Here is a 25,470-nt window from a genome sequence, read left to right as displayed (position 1 = left end):
AGTTAGCTGCCTCAGGCGGCACTGGTCAATTTTTGACCACCCACTACCTGGCCCTTGCGCTGCAAGGGCTAGCCGCAGTTATCCACACGCTTGTACAAGTTTCATCCACACCCTGTGTGGATGAAATCGATCACAATGGGCGGGCTTGGTCGCGCCACTAGCCACCGGAACGCTCCAGCACCCGACCGATCCCGCTGCGATCGATCTCGCTTGCTGCTTGCGCCAATGCGGCACGATCGCTTGCCACCTCGAAGCCGATACGGAAATGCAACTCGCCCATTGGCGTGCGCGATGAGTGGATCGAGGACAGGTTCACTCCATGCCGCTCGAACACATGCAGCAAGGCGCGCAGCGAGCCGGGCTGGTCCTCGGGCAGGTACACGCTCAGTATCAACGGCTCGGTGAGATCGGCCAGCAGGTAGCCCACGCGCTCGTAGGTGTAATTGGCTGCTGCAAGCGCGTCGTGCTGCAAGGCTTGCGCGTTGTCGTGAAGGAATTGGGTGCGGAACTGCGCACGCGCGGCATCGTCGCCCTGCGCCACAAGCGCACGCAGCTGCTGCAATTGCAGCAGCAAGCGGTCGAGCATCTCGCCCACGTACGGGTTGCCGAACTGGATGTCCTCGTAGATCGAGGGATTGAGCGAAAGAATGCGCGCGATCACTGCGGTATCCAGCTCAAACGATACCGAGCGATACGGCATCAGCGCGCGCAGCTCGCCCAGCAGCGGTGCGTAGTCGCGCAGGGTGCCGGCTTGCGCCAGGTGAGTGGCATGCACCATCGCCTGCACCAGCGCCATCACGCGGTCGTGGTGCTCCGGCGTGGCGTACACGCATTCGGCCTGCAGCGCGCTGCACAAGGTCTGCACCCAGGCCGACCAGTGCCGCAGCCGCGCTTCGCAGACCACCATCACGCGCCCCTTCAAGGTCGGCGATTTTGGCGGTGCAGTCATCGGATGCAGGCCGACCACGTCCGCCTGCGAGGTCAGCATTGCGGCGACCGGCGCCTGTTTGATCGAGGTGACATCCAGCCACAACTGCGCTGCAGCGCGCGCGCCGGCGAGTTCCACATACCGTTCGATCAGTGCGGCGGTATGGCGAATCGGAGCGGCGAAAATCAGTACGTCCGCACGCTGCGCCAGTGTGGCTTCGTCCATGCTGCCGCTGTCGGCCGGATCGAACCCGATCACTTCCAGCTGCATGCGCGTGCGCAGGAACTGCGCCAGCCAACGCCCATACGCACCGGCGATGCCGACGATGCCGATCACCGGCTGCGCAATCATGCCAATCGCTCGACGGCAAATCGCGGCGTCGCGGCAAGTGCGGCCGGCGCCGCGGCCAGCACGTCGAATTCCTCGAAACCTGCGGCCAGCGTCGCTTCCAGGGCGCCATGCACCCCGCTGAGCGCATGCCCCACCGCCTGCTCGAACGGCACATCGCGCAATAGCAGCCCGATCAGCAGGGCCATCAGCACATCGCCGGTGCCTGCCACATCGACCGGCAGGTGCGGGCTGGCCCAGCGATACACCGCCGCATCGCTGACCGCCAGGGTCACCAGCTCACCCGCAGCACCGGCCACGCTGTGTGCAAGCACCCACTGCGGCCCCCGCGCCAGCAACGCGCGCGCGGCAACGATGGCATCGCCCTGCTGCAGACTCGGCAGGCCGGTCAACCGCCCCAACTCGAATGCGTTGGGCGTTACCAGCCAGGCGTGCGGCAGCAAACGCTCGGCGAACACGCGCTCCAGCCCGGGCTCTACATACGGGCCGGTGTGCGTGTCGCCAATCACCGGGTCCAGGCAATAGCGCAGCTGCGGCGCCTGCGGCAAGGTCTGCTCCAACCAGTCGGCGAAGGCTTCGCCGTTGGCCAGGCTGCCGAAATAGCCGGACACCAGCATGCGGGCACGCTGCGGCAAGCCGCGTTCGGTGGCGCCCAGCAACAAATCCGCCAGCCAGTCGGCCGGCAGGATGCGCCCGCGCAGGGTCGCGTAGAACGGCGCGTTGCTCAGCAACGTGGTGGGCACTTCGGCCACACGCAGCCCCAGGGCGCGCAACGGCGGCACCGCAGCGCTGTTGCCGGCATGGCCGTAGACCAATTGCGATTGCACCGAAATCACATCGATCGGCGAAGGGCCGTCCGGACGCTGGCGGCGACCATGGACGAGGTGGCTGTCGGTTGCATCGCTCATGCGGGCGGCCGTGCTGGAAAGGATGGCACCGATTATCCGCGCAACCTTGCAAGGATGTCGTGGACGAACGATGTCGCCGGCACGGCACTGTTGAACACGCGCATTCGGTCACGTACACCAAGGCCAGAGACTCAAAGCCGCCAGTGCAGCACGATCGGCAACACCGTCGTTGCACAAGGTCAGACGCTGAGACGCATCGACGATGCTGCAATCCAAGGGCCCGAATGCACGATCAGGGATGGCTTTGGCTCGCATTGCGGGCAGCAGCGTGGCGTCTGAAGGCACGGACGATGCTCCAAAACGCAGGTGCCATGTGCGTGCATGTCCCTGGAAATCCCACCCCGAGGCGTTGCTGAAAAGCATGCGCCGACCGGCCATTCTCACGCGCTTATCGCGTTGCATCTGCAGCGTCGTCGCACATCGGCCACGTCGCGTGCGACCTACCGGGAAAAACCAAAAAAAGCCCGACGTGCAGCAAGCCGCACGCCGGGCCATCATGACATCACGCCGCCTGGGTCAGGACGTCATCCGATCCCAAAACCCCTTGACGCCATCGATGAAGGTGGCCGACTTGGGCGAATGCTTGCGTGCATCCTCACCGGTGAACGTGGCTTCGAACTGCTGCAGCAGTTCGCGCTGATCGGCGGTGAGATTCACCGGCGTTTCCACCACCACGCGGCAATACAGATCGCCTTCGCTGCGGCTACGCACCGAACGCACGCCCTTGCCGCGCAGACGGAACAGCTTGCCGGTCTGGGTCTCGGCCGGGATGCGGATCTCCGCTTCGCCGCCCAGGGTCGCCACGCGGACGGTATCGCCGAGTGCGGCCTGCGAAATGCGGATCGGCACTTCGCAATGCAGATCGTCGCCGTCGCGCTGGAAGATCGCATGCTCGCGCACGCGCACTTCCACATACAGATCGCCCGGCGGCGTGCCGGCCGGACCGGCCTCGCCCTCGCCTGCCAGACGAATCCGGTCGCCGGTATCCACGCCGGCGGGCACCTTGATCGACAGCACCTTGTCTTCTTCCACGCGACCGGCGCCGTGGCAGGTCTTGCACGGATTCTGGATCAGCGTGCCGCGGCCGTCGCAATGCGGGCAACTCTGCTGCATGGCGAAGATACCGCGCTGGATGCGTACCTGGCCGCGCCCATGGCAGGTGCCGCAGGTCTCGACCTTGCCGTCTTCCGAACCGCTGCCGTGGCAAGGCGCGCATTCGACCAGCGTGGGAATCTCGATGCGGCGCTCGATGCCGGCAACGGCTTCTTCCAGATCCAGTTCCAGCACGTAACCGACGTCGGCACCACGTCGCGCAGCGCGCGGACCGGCGGCGCCACCGCCGAAAATATTGCCGAAGATATCGCCAAAGATATCTCCCATGTCCGGGCCACCTGGCCCGCCACCACCGCCCATGCCGTGCTCGAACGCCGCATGGCCGTGCGCGTCGTAGGCGCGCCGCTTGTTGCCATCGGACAGCACTTCGTAGGCTTCCTTGCATTCCTTGAACGCCGCTTCGGCAGCCGCATCGCCAGGATTGCGGTCCGGGTGGTGCTTCATCGCACAGCGCCGGTACGCCTTCTTCAGCTCCTCGTCGCTGGCGCCACGGGCAACGCCCAGCACTTCGTAGTAATCGCGTTTGCTCATGACAGGGAATCGGGAATTGGGAAACGGGAATCGTTCAAAGCGCACATCCTCGGTAAATCGCAATCGAAAGTGGGAGAGTCACACAATGGGAAGGAGCGATGCCGCGGCACCGCTCCTCCCATTCTCGATTCCCTATTCCCCACTCAGGCCTTCTTGTCGTCCTTGACCTCGGTGAACTCGGCGTCCACCACGTCGTCGGCGGCCTTGGAGGCCTGCGCGTTGCCGCTGGCCGCATCGGCGCTGCCGCCCTGCTCTGCTGCCGCAGCGGCTGCATACAACGACTGGCCGGCTTCTTCCAGCGTCTTGGTGCGTGCTTCGATCTGCGCCTTGTCGTCGCCCTTCATGGCGGTCTCCAGATCCGACAGCGCCGCTTCCACCTTGCCGATCACATCGCCGCCGACCTTGCTGCCATGCTCGGTGATCGCAGTCCGGGTGGCGTGGATCAGACCATCGGCCTGGTTGCGGGCCTGCACCAGCTCCTGGAACTTCTTGTCTTCTTCGCGGTTGGCTTCCGCGTCGGCGACCATGCGCTGGATCTCTTCGTCCGACAGGCCCGAACCGGCCTTGATCTCGACCTTCTGCTCCTTGTTGGTCTTCTTGTCCTTGGCCGACACGTGCAGGATGCCGTTGGCGTCGATGTCGAAGGACACTTCCACCTGCGGCATGCCGCGCGGCGCCGGCTCGATGCCGGACAGGTCGAACTTGGCCAGCGACTTGTTGAAGCGGGCCTGCTCACGCTCACCCTGCAACACATGCACGGTCACGGCCGACTGGTTGTCTTCGGCAGTGGAGAAGGTCTGCGAAGCCTTGGTCGGGATGGTGGTGTTCTTTTCGATGATCTTGGTGAACACGCCGCCCATGGTTTCGATACCCAGCGACAGCGGGGTCACGTCCAGCAGCAGCACGTCCTTGACGTCGCCGGCCAGCACACCGCCCTGGATCGCGGCGCCCACGGCCACCGCTTCGTCCGGGTTGACGTCCTTGCGCGGTTCCTTGCCGAAGAAGTCGGCCACCGCCTGCTGCACCTTCGGCATGCGGGTCTGACCGCCGACCAGGATCACCTCGTTGATGTCGCTGGCGCGCAGGCCGGCGTCGTTCAACGCGGTGCGGCACGGCTCGATCGACTTCTTGACCAGGTCTTCCACCAGCGCTTCGAGCTTGGCACGGGTCAACTTGATGTTGAGGTGCTTCGGGCCCGAGGCATCGGCGGTGACGTACGGCAGGTTCACTTCGGTCTGCTGGCTGGACGACAACTCGATCTTGGCGCGTTCGGCCGCGTCCTTCAGGCGCTGCAGGGCTAGCGGATCCTTGCGCAGGTCGATGCCCTGGTCCTTGTTGAACTCATCGACCAGATACTCGATGACGCGGTTGTCGAAGTCTTCGCCGCCCAGGAAGGTGTCGCCGTTGGTGGCCAGCACCTCGAACTGCTTTTCGCCATCGACTTCGGCGATTTCGATGATCGAGACGTCGAAGGTACCGCCGCCCAGATCGTACACCGCGATCTTGCGGTCGCCGCCGTTCTTGTCCAGGCCATAGGCCAGGGCTGCGGCGGTCGGCTCGTTGATGATGCGCTTGACGTCCAGACCGGCGATGCGGCCGGCATCCTTGGTGGCCTGGCGCTGGCTGTCGTTGAAGTACGCCGGCACGGTGATCACCGCCTCGGTGACCTTCTCGCCGAGGAAGTCTTCGGCGGTCTTCTTCATCTTTTCCAGCACGCGCGCGGAGATTTCCTGCGGCGCCATGCGCTTGGCATCGCTGGTCTGCACCCAGGCGTCGCCGTTGTCGTGCGCCAGGATGCCGTACGGCACGTGCGAGATGTCCTTCTGCACTTCGCCGTCGGTGAACTTGCGGCCGATCAGGCGCTTCACCGCGTAGAAGGTGTTCTTCGGGTTGGTCACCGCCTGGCGCTTGGCCGAGGCACCGACCAGCACTTCGCCGTCCTTGGTGTAGGCGACGATCGAAGGCGTGGTGCGATCGCCCTCGGAGTTTTCGATGACGCGGGCCTTGCCGCCGTCCATGATCGACACGCACGAGTTCGTGGTGCCGAGGTCAATACCAATGATCTTGCCCATGGATACGCTCCTGATGAGTCTTTAGCTGTGTCCGGCGACGCCGGGTCTGGCTGAGATGTGGGGGTGGTGCGCAGGTGTTCAAGCCACCGGCGCACATCTGTGTTTCATGCCTGCGCCTGGCAGTTCAGCCGGCGCTGCGGTTCAGTCGTGCTTGGCGACCACTACCAGCGCCGGGCGCAGCAGGCGGTCGTTGAGCAGGTAGCCCTTCTGGAACACCTGCACTACGTGGCCGGGCGCGATGCCTTCGGCCTCGCCCTGGCTGATCGCCTGGTGCTGGTCCGGGTTGAACGGCTGGCCGACCGGATCGAGCAGGGTCAGGCCGTTGTCGGCGGCCACCTTGAGCAATTGCTTGTAGGTCATGTCCAGGCCGTCGCGCAGCGGGCTGGGTTCGGTGCCGGCGGCGGTGAGCCCCGCGTCCAGGCTGTCGAACACCGGCAGCAGTTCGCCGAGCAGCTTCTCGTTGGCGAACTTGCGCGCGTTTTCCACGTCGCGGGCGATCCGCTTGCGCTGGTTCTCCAGGTCGGCGCGCTCGCGCAGGGCGTCGGCCTTGACCAGGGCGATCTCGCTGCGCAGCGATTCGATCTCGGCCTTGAGCGGATCGGTCTCGGGTGGATTCTGGGACAGGTCTTCGGAGTCGAATTCGGGGTGGTCTTGGTTCATGTGCAGTTCCCGGGCAAGCGGAACGCCCGCCCCAACGTCACCCCGTATATGGGCGCCTGCGCGCGTTTCAAGCAAAGCATCGCGCCGATCGATGCCGGTTATCGCGTGCCGGGCGACTCCATGGCCGCGCCCAGCACGTCGGCGGCGGTCTGCACCAGCGGAATCAGCCGGTCGTAGGCCATGCGTTTGGGCCCGATCACCCCCAGCACACCCAGCACCTGGCCATTGGCGGCGTAAGGTGCAGTGACCAGCGAGACGTCTTCCAGCGACACCATGCCGGTCTCCTCGCCAATGAAGATGCGCACGCCCGGTGCCTGGATGGTGCGTTCAAGCAGCTGCAGGATCTCGCGCTTGCTGGCGAAGGCCTCGAACAGTTCGCGCAGGCGATCCAGGTCCGACAGGTCCTGCACGCCCATCAGCTGGGTCTGCCCGGCCATCACCATGTCGTCGGCATCGGCCGGCACCAGCGCCTCGCTGGCCAGGTCCACGCTGTGCGCCAGCAGCTGCTCCATCTCGTTCTTGGCCATGCGCAGCTCGCGCAGCAGGCAGGCGCGGATATCGGCCAGCGCGCGCCCGGCAAACTGCGCATTGAGGTAGTTGGCCACCCGTTCCAGCTCGGCTGGCTCGTAGGCGCGCCGCGGCTCGATTACGCGGTTCTGCACCTCGTTGTCGGCGAACACCAGGATCGCCAGCACGCGGCGCGCATCCAGCGCCACGAAATCGATATGCCGGAACGCGAACTGCTCGCGGCGCGGCGCGCTGACCACGCCGACGAAATGACTCATCGCCGACAGCATCTGCGAGGCGCTGCCCAGCAGCGACTGGGTCCCGTTGCCGCTGGCCAGCTCCGCGCGCAGCCGGCGCACTTCTTCTTCGCCGGGCGGCTGCATCTGCACCAGGCTGTCGACGAATACCCGGTAGCCATGCGCAGTGGGCACGCGTCCGGCCGAGGTATGCGGGGAGCTGAGCAGGCCGACGTCTTCCAGGTCGGCCAGGATATTGCGGATGGTCGCCGGGCTGACATCCAGCCCCGCATGCTGGGCCAGCGTCTTGGAGCCCACCGGCTCGCCGTCGCGGATGTAGCGCGCAATCAGGGTGCGCAGCAACTGGCGGGCGCGGGGGTCGAGCATTGGGGACTGGGACGCGCGCATGGGATCATCCGGTGAGACAGCGCATAGATAATGTCTGGCCCCGGGGATGGCAAGCGTCCGATTCCCCGTCTGCCCCTGCCACCCTAAGCTTCCCCAAAGCATTCACACTCGACCTCATGCTCAGACACCTCTCGATCAAGGATTTCGCCGTTGTCCGTGCCACCGAACTGGAATTCGGGCCGGGAATGACCGTGGTATCTGGCGAAACCGGCGCCGGCAAGTCGCTGATGGTGGACGCGCTGGGCTTCCTGTCCGGCCTGCGCGCCGACAGCGGCGTGGTCCGTCATGGCGCCGAGCGCGCCGAACTGTCGGCCGAGTTCCAGCTGCCGGCCGAGCACCCTGGGCTGGGCTGGCTGGCCGATAACGAACTCGACGACGAGGCGCAATGCCAGCTGCGCCGGATCATCCGCGCCGACGGTGGCTCGCGCGCGTGGATCAACGGCCGCCCGGTCACCTCCTCGCAGCTGGCCGAACTGGCCTCCAAGCTGGTGGAAATCCACGGCCAGCACGAGCACCAGGCGCTGATGGCCCGGCACAGCCAGCTCGCCCTGCTCGATGCCTATGCCCGCAACAGCGCCCAGCGCGAGCAGGTGCGCCAGGCCAGCCAGCGATGGCAGGCGCTGCTGGACGAGCGCGATGCGCTGTCGGCGCAGGGCGATGTCTCCGACCGGATCGGCTTCCTGGAGCACCAACTGGCCGAACTGGAGCGCGAGGACCTGGACCCGGCCGCGATTGCCGCACTGGACGTCAATCACCGCCGCCAGGCCCACGCCACCGCGCTGATCGGCGCCTGCGACAGCGTCGCCCAGCAGCTCAACGGCGACGACGGCGCCAGCGCCCTGGGCCTGTTGCAGGACAGCCGCCACGATTTGTCGCGCGTGGCAGAGCACGAACCGCGCCTGGGCGAGGTGGACGCGCTGCTGGACAGCGCTGTCATCCAGATCGAGGAAGCGCTGGCCCTGCTCGACCGCGTGCGCGACGACCTGGAGGCCGACCCGGCCCAATTCGAGGCGATGGAGCGCCGCCTCGGCCGTCTGCACGACCTGGCGCGCAAACACCGCGTCACGCCGGACGAGCTGGCCGCGCATCGCGATCATCTGGCTGCCGAGGTCGAGAGCCTGCGCGGCGCCGACGAGCGCCTGCAGCAGCTCGACAAGCACATCGAAACCGCCACCGCCGCCTGGCGCAGTGCGGCCGGCGCGCTCAGCGACAGCCGCACCACCGCCGCCGAGGCGTTGTCGGCCGCCACCACCGCGTTGATCGGCGAGTTGGGCATGGGCGGCGGGCAGTTCCTGATCCAGCTGCAGCCGCACGAGGGCGCCCGCCCCGATCCCAACGGCGCCGAACGGGTGGAATTCCTGGTCGCCGCCAACGCCGGGCAACCCCCGCGTGCGTTGCGCAAGGTCGCCTCCGGCGGCGAGCTGTCGCGCATTTCGCTGGCCATCGAAGTGGCCGCACTGGGCCTGGACAGCGTGCCCACCATGGTGTTCGACGAAGTGGATTCGGGCATCGGCGGCGCGGTGGCCGACATCGTCGGGCAGAAACTGCGCGCGCTGGGCGAAGAGCGCCAGGTGCTGTGCGTCACCCACCTGCCGCAGGTCGCCGCCAAGGGCCACGCGCATTACCGGGTCAGCAAGGCGCCGGTGGACGGCATGACCCAAAGCGCGGTCGAACTGCTCGGCCCGCAGGCCCGCCAGGAAGAGCTGGCGCGGATGCTGGGCGGCGTGGAAGTGAGCAAGGAAGCACGCGCAGCGGCTCGCAAGCTACTGCAGAGCGCCTGATCGCGTCGAGCGCTCGCAAATTCAGAGTCCCCGTTCCCTCCCCCGCTGACGAGTCTCCCTTCCCGGCTGACAAGGCTCCCTTCCCCCGCCTGCGGGGGAAGGTGCCCGAAGGGCGGATGGGGGCGAGCCCTCCGCGACGCGACCACGGCAGGCGCGACAGGCGCAACAAGCGCAACAAGCGCAACAAGCGCAAACGGTATCTCCCCGCACCCGGCGCTGCGCGCCACCGTCTCCCGCCAGCGGGACAAGCGATGCCTGGCTGCGCGTGATCTGTCGGTTGCACTGCATCTGTCGGTTGCACTGCAACCGACCACCACCTGCCCCCTTCCCCCGCCTGCGGAGGAAGGTGCCCGAAGGGCGGATGGGGGCAAGCCCTCTGCGACGCGACCACGACAGGCGCAACAGGCGCAACAGGCGCAAACGGTATCCCCGCATCCGGCGCTGCGCGCCACCTTCTCCCGCCAGCGGGAGAAGCGATGCCTGGCTGCGCGTGATCTGTCGGTTGCACCGCATCCGTCGGTTGCACTGCAACCGACCACCACCTGCTCCCTTCCCCCGCCTGCGGGGGGAAGGTGCCCGAAGGGCGGATGGGGACATGGGCCTGCAGCAAACCCACCAACACGCCCCAGCACGCACAAGGCGGCCGAAGCCGCCCCGTCATTACATCTCTGCAGACACCGAACTCAGCGCGGACGCTTCTTGCGCACGTACAGCACCAGCGAGTGCTCTTCCAGTTCGTAGCCGTGCTTGGCGGCGATCTGGCGCTGCAGCGCCTCGATCTCCTCGCTCTCGAACTCGATCACATGACCGGTATCGACGTCGACCATATGGTCGTGGTGACCGCCTCGATCCAGCTCGTACACGGCCTGCCCGCCTTCGAAATTGTGCTTCAGCACCAAGCCGGCCGCCTCGAACTGGGTCAGCACCCGGTACACCGTGGCCAGCCCGATCTCATCGCCGTGGTCGAGCAGTTGGCGATAGATGTCTTCTGCGCTGAGGTGATGCTGGTTGCTCTTCTGTTCGAGCAATTCCAGGATCCGCATGCGCGGATGGGTCACCTTGAGCCCGACTTTGCGCAGGTCGTGGGTTTCCATACGTTCTCCGTTCATTGGCGATTTAGCGCCAGCTGCCATCAAACGGGTCGCGGCGACCGGCGGAAGTGTATCATCGGCGTGATTTCCTCAGCACTTAATCCCCGATGCGTAATCTCCTGCTGGTCGCCGCCATTGCTCTTTCCACCGCTGGCTGCGGCATCATCTACAAGCAGCCGATCTACCAGGGCAATCTGATCAAACAGAACGCCGTGGAGCAACTGCAGGTAGGCCAGAGCAAGCAGCAGGTCAGCGCGTTGCTGGGCACGCCCTCGATCCCCGACCCGTTCCATGCCCAGCGCTGGGACTACACCTCCACGCAGCGCGTGGACCGCCTGGCGCGTACCGAGATCAAGAATTTCACGGTGTTCTTCGAGAACGAACAGGTCGCGCGCTGGGAAGGCGACTATTTCCCGTCGCAGGACGAGCAGTTGGCCAAAGCCGCACCCAAGCAGTTCGGCCGCAACCTGGCACGCGACAAGAAGAAGCAACGCGGCCGTTGATACCGCTGCTCGACGGTGTCGTGATCGTCTGATCGGACCAAAACGCATCCCTTCGAACGGATGCGTTTTTCGTTTTGCCTGATGCCAAGAGGGCGCTTCAGTGACCTCGCAGGGCTGCCGCCAGGACCGATCCGCCGCGCCTTGTCCGGCATGTCGTAGGTCCAAGCGGGCCCGTTCGACTCATAGAACACATCTGATTTTGCGGGGCAAAGGCCAGCAGCACCGGCTTTGCAGCGACCTGACCTGCTTCGCAGCGCTGGGAATCGCTAGCTATTTGAGCCTGCTTTTTTGCTTGGTCCGGCACGCCGCCGCCGCGCCTCCTTCGGGTCCAGCAACAGCGGCCTCAGCAATTCGACCCGGTCGCCATCGCGCAATACCTGCTCCGGTCGCGCGATCAGTCCGTGCACCGCATGCGCGGCAGGGGCCTGCTCCAACGCCAGACCGGACGTGGCGACGGCTTCGGCTACCGTTGCGCCCTGCGGCAATTCCAGTTGCACCGAGCTGTAGCGATCCGGCCAGGCCAGCACGACCTCGATACGCATGCCGGCGCGCACCCTAGACGTCGCCGCGGTCGGCGACGCGCACGAAGTCGTTGACCATGCGGTCGGCCAAGCCCTGAAACCCCAGCGCCAGCGCCGGGCCAAGCAGTCGCGAGCTGGTTTCGACCTCCAGGGTCAGACTCACCTTGCAGGCGCCCTCGCCCAGCGCCTGGAACTCCCACAAACCTTCCAGGCGCTTGAACGGGCCATCGCGCAGGTGCATGACGATGCGCTCCGGGCGCTCGAGGATGTTCTCGGTGGTGAACCAGGTGCGGAACGAGCCCAGCCCCAAATCCAGGCGCGCCACGATGTGCGCCTGGTCCTGCTCAAGCACATTGGCAGCGTCGCACCAGCCGAAACGGCGCGGGTAGGCGGCGACATCATTGACCAGATCGAACATGCGGGTGGCGCTGTGTTCGACCAGGGCGCTGCGACGGATGGTAGGCATTCGCTAACTTGTGAAAGACGGAAGATCGTTTGACGACACCGAATCGGCGACAATGGGCGGATGAGCAAGAAACAGACCAAGGATAAAGCAAACGGCGCGAAGGCCACGAAAACCATCGCGTTGAACAAGCGTGCGCGCCACGAATACCACCTGGAAGAACGCTACGAAGCCGGCCTGGCACTACAGGGCTGGGAGGTCAAGGCGATCCGCGCCGGCCGCGCCAACATCGTCGATGGCTATGCCTATGTGCGCTCGGGCGAGATCTACCTGATCGGCGCGCAGATCACGCCGCTGATCCAGGCCTCCACCCACACGGTGCCCGTGGAACGGCGCGACCGCAAACTGCTGCTGCACCGGGCCGAGATCGACAAGGTGCTCACCCGCGTGGAGCGCGAAGGCTACACCCTGGTGCCCACCGCGCTGTATTGGAGCAGCAACAAGGTCAAGCTGGAAATCGCCCTCGCCAAGGGCAAGCAGAATCACGACAAGCGCGACGCCGCCAAGGACCGCGACTGGCAGCGCGACAAGCAGCGCGTAATGCGGCGGCATAATCGTGATGCCTGAGGGGCCGGGATTTGGGATTCGGGATTAGGGATTGGCTACAGCGGTTTTGCGTGGCTTTTTGCACTGCTGGCTTGCGATCCACACCTGGAGAGCGGCGAGGCTAAGCCACACCGCTCTTGCCAATCCCCAATCCCGACTCACGGCTCCGAATCACGTCGCTCCAAGCATCCGCATCAAATTCGGCACTCCCCTGCCCTGCACATAGCGGTCGCGTTGCAGGTCGGTGCAGGTATCCAGCAGCAATTGCTTGACCCGGTCCGGGAAGCCGATGAACTCGCGGCGCGCCGACAAGAAGCCCGCCAGCACGCCGGAAACATGCGGTGCGGCCATGCTGGTGCCGCTCATCTCCACCATCAGGCTGGACGGGTCGTTCGGGTCGAAGTCGTAGTAGGCCGACAGGATCTTCTCCCCTGGCGCAACCACATCCGGCTTGCTGCGGCCGTCGGCGGTCGGCCCGCGCGAGGAAAAATACGACACGCCATAGTTGTGCGGGCTGCTCTTGTGCACCGAGCCGACCACGATGGCGTCTTCCAGATTGCCCGGGTCGCTGATCGACAGATCCATGTTGGCCGCATATGCGTCACCGTCGTTGCGCATCAACCAGGCCAGGCCTTCGTTGCCGGCCGCGACCACCACCAGCACGCCTTGCCGCCACAGCCGGCGTAATTCGTTGCACAACGGCGTAAACCCGCAGCCGTAGCTCTCCGGGTCGAAGCAGCCGCCCAGGCTCAGATTGACGCCATGGATGACCAGCTCGCCGGCGCGCTCGTTGATGTCGGCCACCTGCTGCACCGCCTTGATCGTCCACGAATCGCGCCCGTTTCCGGCATCGTCGAGCACCTTGAAGCCGTACAACTGGGTCTCCGGCGCCATGCCGGAGACTTCCAGCGTACGGCCGGGCGTGCCGCTCGCATCCGGGATCGACGCGCGGCACTGCCCGGCGATGATGCCGGCGATATGCGTGCCGTGGCCATGCCGATCGAGCCGGGTAAACGCCGTGCCATCGCCGCGGGTCAGCCGTTTGGGCGCACCGCGTCGCGTGCAATCCCACTGGGCCACCACGTTGTCGCGCTCACCCTTGACGAAAAAATGCGGGTGATCGGCCGCGATGCCGGTATCCATCACCGCCCAACCGATCTGTTGCCCGCGCGCGCGATACGCCGTGCGTGCCGCATCGGCATGCAGCACGTTACCCGATACATGGATCAACGCGCGTTTTCCGGCATCGCGCCACACCCGCCGAAAGCCCAACGCGCGGTAGCGATCCTGCAGCGATTCGATCTCGAACCGGGTCAGCCGCGCAGACACGAAACGCTGCAGGCTGTCTTCCAGCTCGATCGCCTCATCCAGCGCATCGCCGCTCAGGCCGGTGGTACGCGCAGCGGCCTGACGCACATGCTGCAACAGCAATGCGCGCACACCGGCGGGGTCGTGCCCCAACACGCGCCGATCCAGTTCGATCAGCACATCGTGTCGGTACTCCGGGCCATGCGCTTCCAGCTGTTCGCTGAGGTCCTTGATCAGCACTGCATTGGACACCGGCTGATCGAAACCCACACCCACGGCTTGGCGCACCGCGGCGCGCACCTGCGGAATCGACAGATAACCCGACGCCGAATGCGGGTTGTGCTGCCAGTCCGGATTCAAACGCGCAGCGGCCAGGTTTTCGAAACGTCCTTTCGCATTGGCGATGTCGTCGGTGAGGTCCGGGTCCAGCGCGATCGGGTCGCGCGTTTCTGCCACATTGATCCAGCGCTGTACGCACTCGGGGAACGGCAGTTTGCGCGTGCCGGTCCAGCGCTTGAACATGCTACGCACCTGCGGCAAGCCTAGTGGCGAGCCCAGGGTGAGGAACAAACTGACCTCGCAGTCGGCGGCCTTCAGCTGGCGCAGCACATCAAAGGCGATCATCGAACCCTGGCTGTGCGCCACTACCACGAATGGCCCGCCGCCTGCGCGCAGCCGCTGCGCCAGACTTTCGCGTATCAGCGCCGCACGGTCCGGCACGAAGAACAGGTCATGTACGTCCTGCAACAATGCGGCGGAAATCAGCCGTAGCAACACCCGGTTGATCGCATCGATGGCCCCCTTGGCCTGCACGCTGCCGGGCACGGACGTGCCCTGAAGCTCGTCCAGCAGCCGATGCAGATCGGCACGTTCCTGCTCGCTCTGCGCCAGCGCGTCTGCCAACAGGTGCAGGTCCTGTTCGCCCGGCACCAGGCCAAGCGTACTCAAGGCGCGCTGCACACTTTGATTGAGCGCCGGACCCACATCGCGCGCATCGCAATTGCCCGGCTCGGCCACTGGATACCGCTCGCGATTGACCCAGTACGCCAGCCGCGTGCGCTCGCCCATGGGCCGCCCGAACAAGGCCTTGTCCCACTGGCAACGCAGCACATCGGCCGGCGGCTTGTTGCCGATGCCATGGATGTAGATCACCGTACGCGCCTTGCCTTGCACGCGGGTCGCCTCGGGCTCCTCGGCGCCGGCTTGCTGCGCACGCGGAGCGCGCGGCCGCGCCGCATGTTGCGTGCTAGCAGCAGCCTTGCGCGGCAGCGCGCGTGCAGGTTTCGAACGTGGGGGCTTGCCTGTCGCCATCGCATCGCTCCTTCGTTTGCAGACTGTTCCGTCCGGTACGGGACTGAAGCCACTGTAAGCGCTGCGCATCTCACTACTTGTGACAGGGCGCGCCGATCCCTACACTGAGCCGGTCAGCGTTTTACTGCTTTCCCCGGGGGTGCACTGGTTTCGACGGGGGTCGCGAAGTCGCTTGGCGCATGCCGAGGGGGCAGCTTTCCTCGTTAATCCAGCAGCAAACTTTTAGTTGCCAACGATGACAACTACGGTTCGGACTTCGCTATCGCCGCTTAATTGGCTTTAGTTGTAGTTCTACAGCCGCCTAAGGCGAACCCCCGAACCTACTTGTGCCCGTGCTCGTAGGTGTAGGGTCATTATCACGGAACCATCGGTAGTGGCTGCCTGTCAGCTACCGGTCAGATAAAGCAGGCTGGTTTCCAGGTGCGCTTTGCCAACCGTGCTGCCTGGGAACGAGATCTAACGGAGGGCTAAGCATGTAGTGCTGGGGATGGAGTGCTTCCGGACGGCGGTTCGATTCCGCCCACCTCCACCAAACCACGGTCCTAAGACGACCGACCAAGGCCGGGAATTCTCGATGCAGAGGATTCCCGGCCTTTTTCATGGGTGTTGCCTGACCCAATGCGAGACTGCGCGCTGCGTCAGTTAGTGACGTGCACTGCGTGTTCGTGCGCTTGGTGACCGTCGACCGCGTCTGCAAGTCCTCCGGCGTCTGCGCACCGCGGAACGGCATCACCGCGGAGTTGATCGAATAAGGCCAGCAACGCGCTGGCTTCCAATTGCAGCAGCACCAGGGCGCTTTTGTTGGGCTCTTCCATTGCACTTGCTCCAGGGACGCTCGACAGCGCCCTGATCAGACCAGAGCAAATCGCGTGCCAGCCGTCAGCACCTTGCTCAGGCGTGCTCGCGCTGTTCTTGCGCCTTGGCGTGCATGGCTTCCAGCGTGACCATGCCGGCAATGCGGGCGGCGGCCATGGCGCTGCGATGGTCAGGAAAGGTCGACGACAGCGCAGCGCCTGCCAGGTTCGCGCCACGGCCAATGCCGATCTGTGCGATATCCCAGCCGGCAACCCAGCCATGGGCGGGGGTATCGCCTTTGGCGGCATGACAGGTGAGCTGGTAATTGCCTAGAAAAATGACCAATGGGCGCCCTTTTCGGTGACTGCTTGCCAGCATACCGTCACGATGCTGCGGCCGGGGGCAATGCGCCGTCTGCCAGCTGACTCGGCAAAGCGAAGTGGAGCGTAGGCACGCGACTTGCATCGACCTCGACCAGACAATCGTGCCGGGGAACGCGGTGTTGACCAAAAGAACCAAACGTCGCGCTGCCGGGGCATTGCTGGTGGGCGGGCTGATCTTTGTGCTGATCGGCGTGGGTGGATATCTCACCACGCAGCGTTCGCTGTCGGACGCCGGCTGGGTGACGCACACGCAGGAAGTGATTGCCAGCATCGACGAAATCCAGGCGGGCATGCTGTCGGCGGAATCGTCGGCGCGCGGCTACGTGCTGACCGACAACGAGGCCTTTCTGGGCGTGTATGCCGATGCGATCGGCCGCCTGCCCGAGCGCATCGTGCGGCTGGACGCCCTGGTGCAGGACAACCCGACGCAGCGGCGCAATGTGGTCGTGCTGAGCCGTTTGGTGGACGCGCGCCTGGTGCAGATCGACGAGCTGTTGCATCGCTATCGCAAGCAAGGCCTGGATGGCGCGCGTGCCGCCATTGCGCGCGGGGTGTTCCAGACCTCTTCATCGCTGCGCCGCCAGGTGCAGACCATGACGGAGCTGGAGCGGCAGCAACTGATCAGGCGCAACGCGGCCACCACACGCAGCGCACAGTGGGCGCTATGGGTGACCGTGATCGGCATTGTCAGTGGCTTGCTGGTGATGCTGCTGGCCTATCGCCTGCTGTCGCGCGAGCTGGAACGGCGCACGCGTGCCGAAGACGACGCCAGCCGGACCAGCGAGCGCCTGATCGAGTCGTTTGCCGCACTCGAACGCACCTCCGCTGGCCTGGAGGCGCTGGCACGCTACTCCGGGCTGCTGCAGAACTGCCGCAACGCCGAAGAAGCGCTGGAAATCACCGCACGCACGATTGCGCCGCTGATTCCAGGTGCCGCCGGCGCGGTCTACCTGCTACGCGCCTCGCGCGATCGTGCCGAACAGGTGGTCGCCTGGGGCGAGATGGCCGACGACGCCAGTGCCAGCATCGCGCCGGACAACTGCTGGGCGTTGCGCCGCGACCGCACCCATGTGGTGATGGACGCCAGCGCCGGGATGCTATGCCAGCATGCCGGCGTCAACCTCCCGGCGAATGCGGCCACCGCCTGCATTCCGCTCTCGGCGCAGGGCACGCAGTTGGGGATGCTGGCATTGCGTAGCGAAGACCCCGACGATCTGGCCTCGTTGACCGTGGCCGAGGCGGCAGCGGAACAACTCTCCCTGGCGCTGCACAACCTGCGCTTGCGCGAAACGCTGCGCCAGCAGTCGATCCGCGACCCGCTGACAGGCCTGTACAACCGCCGCTATCTGGAAGAAACCCTCAATCACGAGTTGGCGCGCTGCACGCGCCGGGCGCTGCCGTTGTCGGTGCTGATGCTGGATGTGGATCACTTCAAGCGGTTCAACGACCTGCATGGGCACAGCGGCGGCGACCGCGTACTGGCGGCCATTGGCGAATTGCTGCTGGCGCAGACGCGTGGCGAGGACATCTGCTGCCGGTACGGCGGCGAAGAATTGACGATCATCCTGCCCGAGGTCGATCTGCCAACCGCCTGCATGATGGCGGAGAAACTGCGCGTCAGCATCGAGGCCTTGCAGGTGATGGGCGATGGCGTCTGTCTGCCGAAGGTCACCGCCTCGTTCGGCGCGGCCAGCTTCCCCGATCATGCCGCCACCGTGGCTTCGTTGGTGCAACGGGCGGACGCGGCGCTGTATCGCGCCAAGCAGGGTGGCCGCAATCAGGTGGTGAGCGCGGACGTCCTTGCATTCGTGGCCTGAACAACGGCCAGGCGTGCTTCTGCGGCCTGCTGCCAAGACGGGTGTTGCGCGGTCCACACTCAGATCCGCATCGCGCGCGCTTTGCGAACCCTGTTGCGAGCATCTACGCGAAGATGCTCGTATCGTTCGCCGGCGCCCGCATTGCAGCGACTAACACTCAAGCACCTGGGCTCATGCCAAGACGAGGCCTCAGCCGCAGGCCTGGCCCGCATCATCGGTGGGAATCAAGACCGCACCGGCCAGCATGCCGTCGATACGCGTGCGCACATAGGCGGCATCGTCCTGCGCGGCGCTGCTCAGGATCGCTTCTGCACGCGCCTGAAAATCCAGGTAGTCGAAATCCGCATCTTCATCTGCCGACAACTTGGGCAACTGTTCCTGCAACGCGTCCAGGCGCGTGGCAAGTTCTTCGCGGGTGGGCATGGCAGACTCCGACAACCAAAACGATACGTTTGCGGCAACGCCGTCAAGGATGTGCGAAGCCTTGCGCTGCAACGCTTCACTTTCCTACCCATTGCGGCGATGAAGGCATGCTCAACTTTGACCGCGCTCCGCCGATAATGATGCCGACTCCTATAGAACCTTCCCTGTGATCCTCCACCTGCGGCGGGATTTTCGACTCGGCATCGTCAAGATGCTTGGGCCAATCACCGCGCTGTTGCTTTGCCTCTATGCGGTGTACCTGGCCATGACCGGTCAGGCAGTTGCGTGTCTGGTCACCGCTGCGCTGGGCGTGCTGGCGGTATGGCGGGGCTGGCAGATGCGCAGTGCCGAAGACACCGGCGCTGGCGGCGTGTGGCTGGCGTCGATCAATGTCGGCGGGTGCCTGGTGGCGTGCTGGACCGGGGGCGATGGCGCCCTGCCCTGGCTGTTTCCGGTGCTGGCCACCAATTATTTCCTGTGCGGCCCACGGCGCGCGGTGTTGTTGAGCTTGCCGCTGCTGGCCGCCTTGTTGTTCTTGCCCGGCCTGATCACCAGCCCCGGCCAGGGCGTGTCGACGATCGTGGTGACGCTGGTGACGCTGGCGGTGGGCTATGCGTTTTCGCTGCGGATGCAGGACGACCGCGTGCATCTGGAAGAACTGGCCTCGCTGGATGCACTGACCGGCTTGCCCAACCGTCGCATGCTGGAACGTGCGCTGACCCACCAGATCGATCAACGCCAACCGCACGACCGGCTCAACAGCCTGATCATCCTGGACCTGGATCACTTCAAGGAGGTCAACGATCTGTACGGGCATGCCGCCGGCGACGCGGCGCTTTCGGACCTGGCCACCATCCTGCGCTTCGAAGTACGCGACCCGCACCAGGTGTTCCGTTTTGGTGGCGAAGAATTTGTGGTGCTGCTGCGTGCCGGCTCGCTGGCCGAACTGGAAGCGGCCACCAAACGCTTGCGCAAGGTGATACGCAACGGCTTGCGCGGACCCGGCGGGCGCATCACCGTCTCGCTGGGCGCGGCGCGCCACGATGGCGAAACGCATTGGCAGGACTGGTTTTCGCGTGCCGATGCAGCGCTGTATCTGGCCAAGAACGGCGGACGCGACAGCGTGAGGATCGCCGAATAAACGCCTGGCGGTATGCATGCGTCGGCGTCTGCATATGCACCTGGCAGATGGGTTGATGCATGGCACGAATGCGATGGTGCTGACGAAACGCCGGTCGCGCACCTGCCAGAGAGGCGAGCGAACCGATGGCGTCGGATGCATGGCCGGTATCGCCCGCCATCACCGCATACCTTCGATCGCCTCGCTGAACGCTGACGCTGCAGCCAGACCTGCGGGGCGACCCACTGGCCGCCCCGCGCGCATCGTTCAACGACCGACCACGGCCACCGGTGCCGCAGGCGCTTGATCCTGCTTCCAGCCACCGAGCGCCTTGTACACGCCGACCACGCCGACATTCACCGCCGCTTCGGCCTGCGCCAACGCATCATCGGCCGCCAGCTGGGTACGCTGCGCATCCAGCAGGGTGAGGAAGTCTTCCGAGCCCTCGCGGTAGCGGATCTGCGCCAACTGCTCGGCACGCCGCGCGGCATTGGCCTGCTCCACCACGATGGCCAGGCGCGCCTGCTGGCGGCCATAGCCGATCAACGCGTTTTCGGTGTCTTCCAGCGCCAGCAAGACGGTTTGCTGATACTGCGCCAACGCACCTTCGGCCTGCGCCTTGCTGGCGCGCAACCGCGCGCGCACGGTGCCGAAATCGAAGGCGGCCCAGCTGATCGACGGGGTCACCGACCAGGCCTTGGCATTGCCTTCGGTCAACCTGGCCGCGTCGCCGGTCAGGAAGCCGACGAACCCGCTCACGCTGATGCGCGGAAACAGGTCGGCCGTGGCCACGCCCACTTGCGCGGTGGCTGCCGCCAGCCGGCGCTCGGCGCCGCGCACATCCGGACGCTGACGCAGCAAGCCGGCGGTATCGCCCAGCGGCAGCGGCCGCGCGAACGCCGGCATCTCGCGCGCGGCCAAGGTGGCATCCAAGGCATCGGGTTGCTGGCCCAGCAACACCGCCAGACGGTGGCGGTATTGCGCCTCGGCGGTTTCCAGCAGCGGAATATCCGCTTCGATCGCCTTCAACCGCGCCAGGCTGCTCTGCACATCCAGCTCGCTGCCTGCACCCAGATCCCACCGCGTCTGCGTCAGCTTCTGGGTGTCGCGCAGGTTGGTGAGCGTGCGCTTGGAGACATCCAGCCGCTTCTGGGTGCCGCGCAGTTCGAAATAATTGCGTGCCACTTCGGCAGCAACGGTGACCTGCACGTCCTGCAGGTTGGCCTGCTCGGCATCCAGGTCGGCACGCGCGGCCTCCGATGCACGCCGCTGCCGGCCGAACAGGTCCAGCTCCCAGGCCGCATCCAGACCAAGCGTGGTCTGCTCGGTCAGAAAGCGCTGATTGCCGGCGATCACCTGCTGCTGTTCGCGACGATCGAAGCTGCCTTGCGCGGTGATATGCGGCGCCTGATCCAGACGGCGCTCGACGAACACCGCGCGCGCCTGCTTGACGCGCGCCACCGCGATGCGCAGGTCGTGGTTGGCGAACAAGGCGTCGCGCACCAGCTGTTCCAGCACCGGGTCGTCGAATTGCGACCACCAGTTGCCGACCGGCGATTCGGTGCTGAAGGATGCGTCCTGCGCGCCTTGCAGCGTCACCGCCGCGGGCGGATCGGGGCGGTAATCCGGCCCGACCGCGCAACCGCTGAGCACCAGCGCAGCCAAGGCCACGCTCAGGAAGTTTCTTACCATGGCAACACCTCTCCCAGATGGGTAAAGCTGCCGGTGGCACCGTGCGCATCCAACAGCGCCATTTGCACACTGCTGGCAGCGCCCTGCTCCACCTCGAGTTCCCCACCACCGTTCATGTCGGTCTTGACCGAGCCCGGATGCACGGCATTGACCTTGATGGCGGTGTCGCGCAATTCGTGGGCCAGATGCACGGTCCAGCTGTTCAACGCGCTCTTGGAGATGTTGTAAGCCGGAATCTTGAAATCGTAGATCGGCGAGCCGGGTTGGCTATGCAAGGTCAGCGAGCCGAGGAGGCTGGACACATTGACGATGCGCCCGGCCAGCGAGCGACGCAGCAGCGGCAGGAAGGCCTTGGTCACCTCGACCACGGCGAACAGGTTGGTGTCGAAGGTGCGCTTCCATACCTCCAGGCTCTGCTGCGACGGGGTGCGCTGCAGGTCATCGAGCATGATGCCGGCATTGTTGATCAGGATGTCCAGATGGCCATGACGCTGCTCCACCGTGCCCACGGCGGCAGCAACGCTGATGTCGTCGTTGACATCGAGCTGGATGGCCTCCACCGGCAGGCCTTCGGCCTGCAACTTGAGGGCCGCGGCCACGGCGTCGTCGCGCTTGCGCCCGGCCAGCAGCGTGTGCACGCCGGCCTGTGCGAGTTGACGAACGGTCTCCAGGCCGATACCGCGGGTGGCGCCGGTGACCAGTGCGATCTTGGTATTGCTCATGTGTAAATCCTTCGAATGTATGGAGGGGGAAGTAATGCGCGCTCAGGCGTTGACGTGGGCGTGATCGTGCGCAACTGCGGGCGGTGTCGCGGGACCGCGACGGGTCACCCACTTGCGCAGCGCCACGTAGAACACCGGCGTCAGGAACAGGCCGAACAAGGTCACACCCAGCATGCCGGCGAACACCGTGATACCGGTGACCGAGCGCACTTCGGCGCCGGCACCATGGCCAAACACCAGCGGCACGGTGCCGGCGATGAAGGCGATGGAGGTCATCACGATCGGACGCAGGCGCAGGCGGCAGGCTTCCAGTGCCGCTTCAACGATGCCCTTGCCGTGCATTTCCAGTTCGCGGGCGAACTCCACGATCAGGATCGCGTTCTTGCATGCCAGGCCCATCAACACCACCAGACCCACCTGCACGAACACGTTGTTGTCGCCGCCGGTGAGCCACACACCGAACAACGCAGACAGCAAGGTCATCGGAACGATCAGGATCACGGCCAGCGGCAGCGTCCAGCTTTCGTACAACGCGGCCAGCACCAGGAACGCGAGCAACACCGCCATCGGGAACACGATCAATGCCGAGTTGCCTTGCGTGGACTGCTGGTAGCTCAGGTCGGTCCACTCGATGTTCATGCCGTTGGGCAGCACCTGCGGCGCCATGCTGGACAGCTTCTGCATCGCCTCGGTGGACGACAGCACGCGCGGATCCGCCTCGCCGATGAGGTCGGCAGCCGGGTAGCCGTTGTAGCGGATCACCGGGTCCGGGCCGTAGGTCTGGCCCAGCGTGACCATGCTGCCGATCGGCACCATGTCGCCGTTGGCATTGCGCGTGCGCAGGTTGGCGATGTCTTCCACGCTATCGCGGAACTGTCCATCGGCCTGGGCGATCACCTGGTAGGTGCGACCGAAGCGATTGAAGTCGTTGATGTAGGACGACCCCAGATAGGTCTGCAGCGTGTCGAACAGGTTGGTCAACGGCACGCCCTGCGCCTTGGCCTTGTCGCGGTCGACCTTGGCGTCGAGCTGCGGCACGTTGGCCTGGTAGGTGCCGATCGGGAACTGCATGCCCGGCGTTTGCGAGATCGCACCGGACATCGCATTCACCGCACTCTGCAACTGGCCATAGCCCAGGCCGGCACGGTCCTGGATGTACAGCGAATAGCCCGAGCCCTGGCCCAAACCCAGAATCGGCGGCGGCATGAAGGCGAATGTGAAGCCCTGCTGGATCTGGCTGATGCGTGCGTTGATTTCCGCATTGATCTGCGCGGCGGTGCGGCTGCGCTGGCTGAATGGCTTGAGCGTCAGGAACACCGTGCCGGTATTGGGCGTATTGGTGAACTGCAGCGGATTCAGGCCGGGGAACGCAATGGCGTGATCCACCCCGTCGGTCTGCAGCGCGATCTGGGTGATCTGGCGGATCACTTCATTGGTGCGCTCCAGCGACGATCCTTCCGGCAGCTTGGTGCCGGCAATCAGGTACAGCTTGTCCTGGGTCGGAATGAAGCCGCCCGGCACCAGCTTGAACATGAAACCGGTACCGACCAGCAGCAGCAGGTAGACCACGAACACCGCACCTCGCTTGCCCAGCGCACGCGACACCGCACCTTGGTACTTGTGCGAGCTGGTGTTGAAGAAACGGTTGAACGGGCGGAACAACCAGCCGAACAAGCGGTCGATCAACCGCGACGGACCGTCCTTGGGCGCGTCGTGCAACTTGAGCAGCATCGCCGCCAGCGCCGGCGACAAGGTCAGCGAGTTGATCGCCGAAATCACCGTGGAAATGGCGATGGTCACCGCGAACTGCTTGTAGAACTGGCCGGTCACACCCGACAGGAACGCCATCGGCACGAACACCGCGCACAGCACCAGCGCGATGGCGATGATCGGCCCGGACACTTCGCGCATGGCCTGATGCGCGGCCGCCAGCGGACTCAACCCTTCTTCGATGTTGCGCTCGACGTTTTCCACCACCACGATCGCGTCGTCGACCACGATGCCGATCGCCAGCACCAAGCCGAACAGGCTCAGCGTATTGATGGAGAAACCCAGCAGATACAGCGCGGCAAACGTACCGACCACCGACACCGGCACCGCCAGCAACGGAATGATCGAAGCGCGCCAGGTCTGCAGGAACAGGATCACCACCAGCACCACCAGCAGCACCGCTTCCAGCAGCGTGTGCACCACCGCGCTGATCGAATCGCGCACGAACACGGTCGGGTCGTACGCGGCCGACCATGCCATGTCCTGCGGGAACTGCTTTTCCAGCTCGGCCATCTTGGCGCGTACCGCATCGGACAATTCGATCGCGTTGGCGCCGGGCGACTGGAACACGCCCATGCCTACCGCGTTCTGGTTGTCCAGCTGCGAGCGCAAGGTGTAGTTGCCGGCGCCCAGTTCCAGGCGCGCCACATCGCTCAAGCGCACGATCTCGCCGCTGTTGCCGCTGCGGATGACGATGTTGCCGAACTCTTCTTCAGTGGTGAGGCGGCCCTGCGCGTTGATCGAGAGCAGGAAATCGCTCTTGTTGGGCATGGGCTCGGCACCGAGCTGGCCGGCGGAGACCTGCACGTTCTGCTCGCGGATGGCGGCGACCACATCGCTGGCGGTGAGCCCGCGTGCGGCCACCTTGTCGGGGTTCAACCAGATGCGCATGGCGTAGTCGCCGGCACCGAAGATCTGGATCTGGCCCACGCCCGGCAGGCGCGACAGCTCGTCCTTGACCTTCAAGGTGGCGTAATTGCTCAGGTATAGCGAGTTGTACTTGCCCTTGGGCGAGGTCAGATGCACGACCATGGTCAGCGTCGGCGATTGCTTCTGCGTGGTCACGCCCTGGCGGCGCACGTCTTCGGGCAGACGCGCCTGCGCCTGGCTGACGCGGTTCTGCACCTGCACCTGCGCCTGGTCCGGATCGGTGCCGGGCTTGAAGGTCACGGTGACCACCAGCACGCCGTCCGAGCCGGCCACCGACTTCATGTACATCATGTTTTCCACGCCGTTGATGGCTTCCTCAAGCGGCGTGGCGACGGTTTCGGCAATGACCTTGGGGTTGGCGCCCGGATACACCGCGCGCACCTGCACGCTCGGCGGTACCACTTCGGGGTATTCGCTGATCGGCAGCAGCGGCATGGCGATCAGGCCGGCGGCGAAGATGATGATCGACAGCACCGCGGCAAAGATCGGCCGGTCGATGAAAAAACGGGAAAAGTCCATTGGGATGGTCCTGAAAGAGGGTGCCGCCGGGTGGCGGCGCGGCACGGCGGCCCCGGGCCGGCCT

21 protein-coding genes and 1 other RNA gene are annotated in these 25,470 nt (G+C 65.3%); 6 read left to right on the top strand and 16 right to left on the bottom strand.

Features of this window, described 5'->3' with window-relative positions; translation table 11 throughout:
* Positions 1-157: 157 nt before the first annotated feature.
* From FLG15_RS07430 to hrcA, 6 genes are all read right to left on the bottom strand, one after another.
* Positions 158-1,279 carry a prephenate dehydrogenase gene (locus FLG15_RS07430; protein WP_057679957.1) on the bottom strand — a complete coding sequence of 374 codons (1,122 nt, stop codon included), beginning with the start codon at positions 1,277-1,279 and terminating at the stop codon, positions 158-160.
* Positions 1,276-2,184 carry a pyridoxal kinase gene (gene pdxY, locus FLG15_RS07425; protein ID WP_057679956.1) on the bottom strand — a complete coding sequence of 303 codons (909 nt, stop codon included), beginning with the start codon at positions 2,182-2,184 and terminating at the stop codon, positions 1,276-1,278. Before pdxY ends, FLG15_RS07430 begins: the two co-directional genes overlap by 4 nt.
* A 516-nt stretch (positions 2,185-2,700) precedes the next feature.
* Positions 2,701-3,828, bottom strand: coding sequence for a molecular chaperone DnaJ (dnaJ, locus tag FLG15_RS07420; protein ID WP_008577236.1), 1,128 nt, complete (start codon positions 3,826-3,828; stop codon positions 2,701-2,703).
* A gap of 143 nt (positions 3,829-3,971) precedes the next feature.
* Positions 3,972-5,900, bottom strand: a complete 1,929-nt coding sequence (gene dnaK / locus FLG15_RS07415) for a molecular chaperone DnaK (protein WP_057679955.1) — start codon at positions 5,898-5,900, stop codon at positions 3,972-3,974.
* Positions 5,901-6,041: 141 nt separating this feature from the next.
* A complete protein-coding gene (gene grpE, locus FLG15_RS07410; RefSeq protein ID WP_017156777.1) occupies positions 6,042-6,560 on the bottom strand; it encodes a nucleotide exchange factor GrpE in 519 nt (172 codons plus the stop codon).
* A gap of 98 nt (positions 6,561-6,658) precedes the next feature.
* Entirely contained in the window at positions 6,659-7,690 is a 1,032-nt protein-coding gene (gene hrcA / locus FLG15_RS07405) for a heat-inducible transcriptional repressor HrcA (RefSeq protein ID WP_057679954.1), read from the bottom strand.
* 137 nt (positions 7,691-7,827) lie between these two features.
* Between hrcA and recN the strand changes: the two genes are divergently transcribed.
* Complete coding sequence (recN, locus tag FLG15_RS07400; protein WP_057679953.1) at positions 7,828-9,492, top strand: DNA repair protein RecN; 1,665 nt, start codon at positions 7,828-7,830, stop codon at positions 9,490-9,492.
* Positions 9,493-10,175: 683 nt separating this feature from the next.
* On the opposite strand, the gene fur is transcribed toward recN, so the two are convergent.
* The gene (gene fur / locus FLG15_RS07395; protein WP_005988392.1) at positions 10,176-10,586 is read right to left on the bottom strand and encodes a ferric iron uptake transcriptional regulator; all 411 of its coding nucleotides are present in this window, start codon (positions 10,584-10,586) and stop codon (positions 10,176-10,178) included.
* Positions 10,587-10,690: 104 nt separating this feature from the next.
* On the opposite strand from fur, the gene FLG15_RS07390 reads away from it, so the two are divergent.
* The gene (locus FLG15_RS07390) at positions 10,691-11,086 is read left to right on the top strand and encodes an outer membrane protein assembly factor BamE (RefSeq protein ID WP_008577244.1); all 396 of its coding nucleotides are present in this window, start codon (positions 10,691-10,693) and stop codon (positions 11,084-11,086) included.
* 266 nt (positions 11,087-11,352) lie between these two features.
* On the opposite strand, the gene FLG15_RS07385 is transcribed toward FLG15_RS07390, so the two are convergent.
* Positions 11,353-11,640, bottom strand: coding sequence for an RnfH family protein (locus tag FLG15_RS07385; protein WP_170922369.1), 288 nt, complete (start codon positions 11,638-11,640; stop codon positions 11,353-11,355).
* A 1-nt stretch (position 11,641) separates the two neighbouring features.
* Positions 11,642-12,073, bottom strand: coding sequence for a type II toxin-antitoxin system RatA family toxin (locus FLG15_RS07380; protein WP_005913723.1), 432 nt, complete (start codon positions 12,071-12,073; stop codon positions 11,642-11,644).
* 60 nt (positions 12,074-12,133) lie between these two features.
* Here FLG15_RS07380 and smpB point away from each other — a divergent pair, with 60 nt between their 5' ends.
* Positions 12,134-12,637 (top strand): SsrA-binding protein SmpB, encoded by a 504-nt coding sequence (gene smpB / locus FLG15_RS07375; protein ID WP_005913721.1) that lies wholly within the window; start codon positions 12,134-12,136, stop codon positions 12,635-12,637.
* Between the two features lie 150 nt (positions 12,638-12,787).
* Here the strand turns inward: smpB and FLG15_RS07370 are convergent, their stop codons facing one another.
* A complete protein-coding gene (locus FLG15_RS07370) occupies positions 12,788-15,235 on the bottom strand; it encodes a S8 family serine peptidase (protein WP_150145768.1) in 2,448 nt (815 codons plus the stop codon).
* A gap of 135 nt (positions 15,236-15,370) precedes the next feature.
* Between FLG15_RS07370 and ssrA the strand changes: the two genes are divergently transcribed.
* Positions 15,371-15,767, top strand: a transfer-messenger RNA (tmRNA) gene (gene ssrA / locus FLG15_RS07365).
* 106 nt (positions 15,768-15,873) lie between these two features.
* On the opposite strand, the gene FLG15_RS23360 is transcribed toward ssrA, so the two are convergent.
* Positions 15,874-16,050, bottom strand: a complete 177-nt coding sequence (locus FLG15_RS23360; RefSeq protein WP_158011220.1) for a hypothetical protein — start codon at positions 16,048-16,050, stop codon at positions 15,874-15,876.
* Between the two features lie 76 nt (positions 16,051-16,126).
* Positions 16,127-16,375: a hypothetical protein gene (locus tag FLG15_RS07360; protein ID WP_039570443.1), complete on the bottom strand. Its 249-nt coding sequence runs from the start codon at positions 16,373-16,375 to the stop codon at positions 16,127-16,129.
* 199 nt (positions 16,376-16,574) lie between these two features.
* Here FLG15_RS07360 and FLG15_RS07355 point away from each other — a divergent pair, with 199 nt between their 5' ends.
* The gene (locus tag FLG15_RS07355) at positions 16,575-18,230 is read left to right on the top strand and encodes a sensor domain-containing diguanylate cyclase (RefSeq protein ID WP_057677844.1); all 1,656 of its coding nucleotides are present in this window, start codon (positions 16,575-16,577) and stop codon (positions 18,228-18,230) included.
* 189 nt (positions 18,231-18,419) lie between these two features.
* On the opposite strand, the gene FLG15_RS07350 is transcribed toward FLG15_RS07355, so the two are convergent.
* Positions 18,420-18,725, bottom strand: coding sequence for a hypothetical protein (locus FLG15_RS07350; RefSeq protein ID WP_057677830.1), 306 nt, complete (start codon positions 18,723-18,725; stop codon positions 18,420-18,422).
* 94 nt (positions 18,726-18,819) lie between these two features.
* On the opposite strand from FLG15_RS07350, the gene FLG15_RS07345 reads away from it, so the two are divergent.
* Positions 18,820-19,794, top strand: a complete 975-nt coding sequence (locus FLG15_RS07345) for a GGDEF domain-containing protein (RefSeq protein ID WP_150145766.1) — start codon at positions 18,820-18,822, stop codon at positions 19,792-19,794.
* A gap of 246 nt (positions 19,795-20,040) precedes the next feature.
* Here the strand turns inward: FLG15_RS07345 and FLG15_RS07340 are convergent, their stop codons facing one another.
* The 3 genes from FLG15_RS07340 to FLG15_RS07330 are packed head-to-tail and all read right to left on the bottom strand — an operon-like array spanning position 20,041 to position 25,406.
* Positions 20,041-21,465, bottom strand: coding sequence for an efflux transporter outer membrane subunit (locus tag FLG15_RS07340; RefSeq protein ID WP_057677829.1), 1,425 nt, complete (start codon positions 21,463-21,465; stop codon positions 20,041-20,043).
* The gene (locus FLG15_RS07335; RefSeq protein ID WP_017159388.1) at positions 21,459-22,187 is read right to left on the bottom strand and encodes an SDR family oxidoreductase; all 729 of its coding nucleotides are present in this window, start codon (positions 22,185-22,187) and stop codon (positions 21,459-21,461) included. The genes FLG15_RS07340 and FLG15_RS07335 overlap by 7 nt, the downstream gene beginning before the upstream one ends.
* Positions 22,188-22,229: 42 nt before the next feature.
* Positions 22,230-25,406 (bottom strand): efflux RND transporter permease subunit, encoded by a 3,177-nt coding sequence (locus FLG15_RS07330; protein ID WP_150145764.1) that lies wholly within the window; start codon positions 25,404-25,406, stop codon positions 22,230-22,232.
* Positions 25,407-25,470 lie beyond the last annotated feature (64 nt).

It is taken from the genome of Xanthomonas phaseoli pv. dieffenbachiae (genome assembly GCF_008639345.1).
Lineage (GTDB): Bacteria > Pseudomonadota > Gammaproteobacteria > Xanthomonadales > Xanthomonadaceae > Xanthomonas > Xanthomonas phaseoli.
Note: the sequence above shows the minus strand (reverse complement) of the source record. Positions and strands in the feature narration are given on the sequence as shown.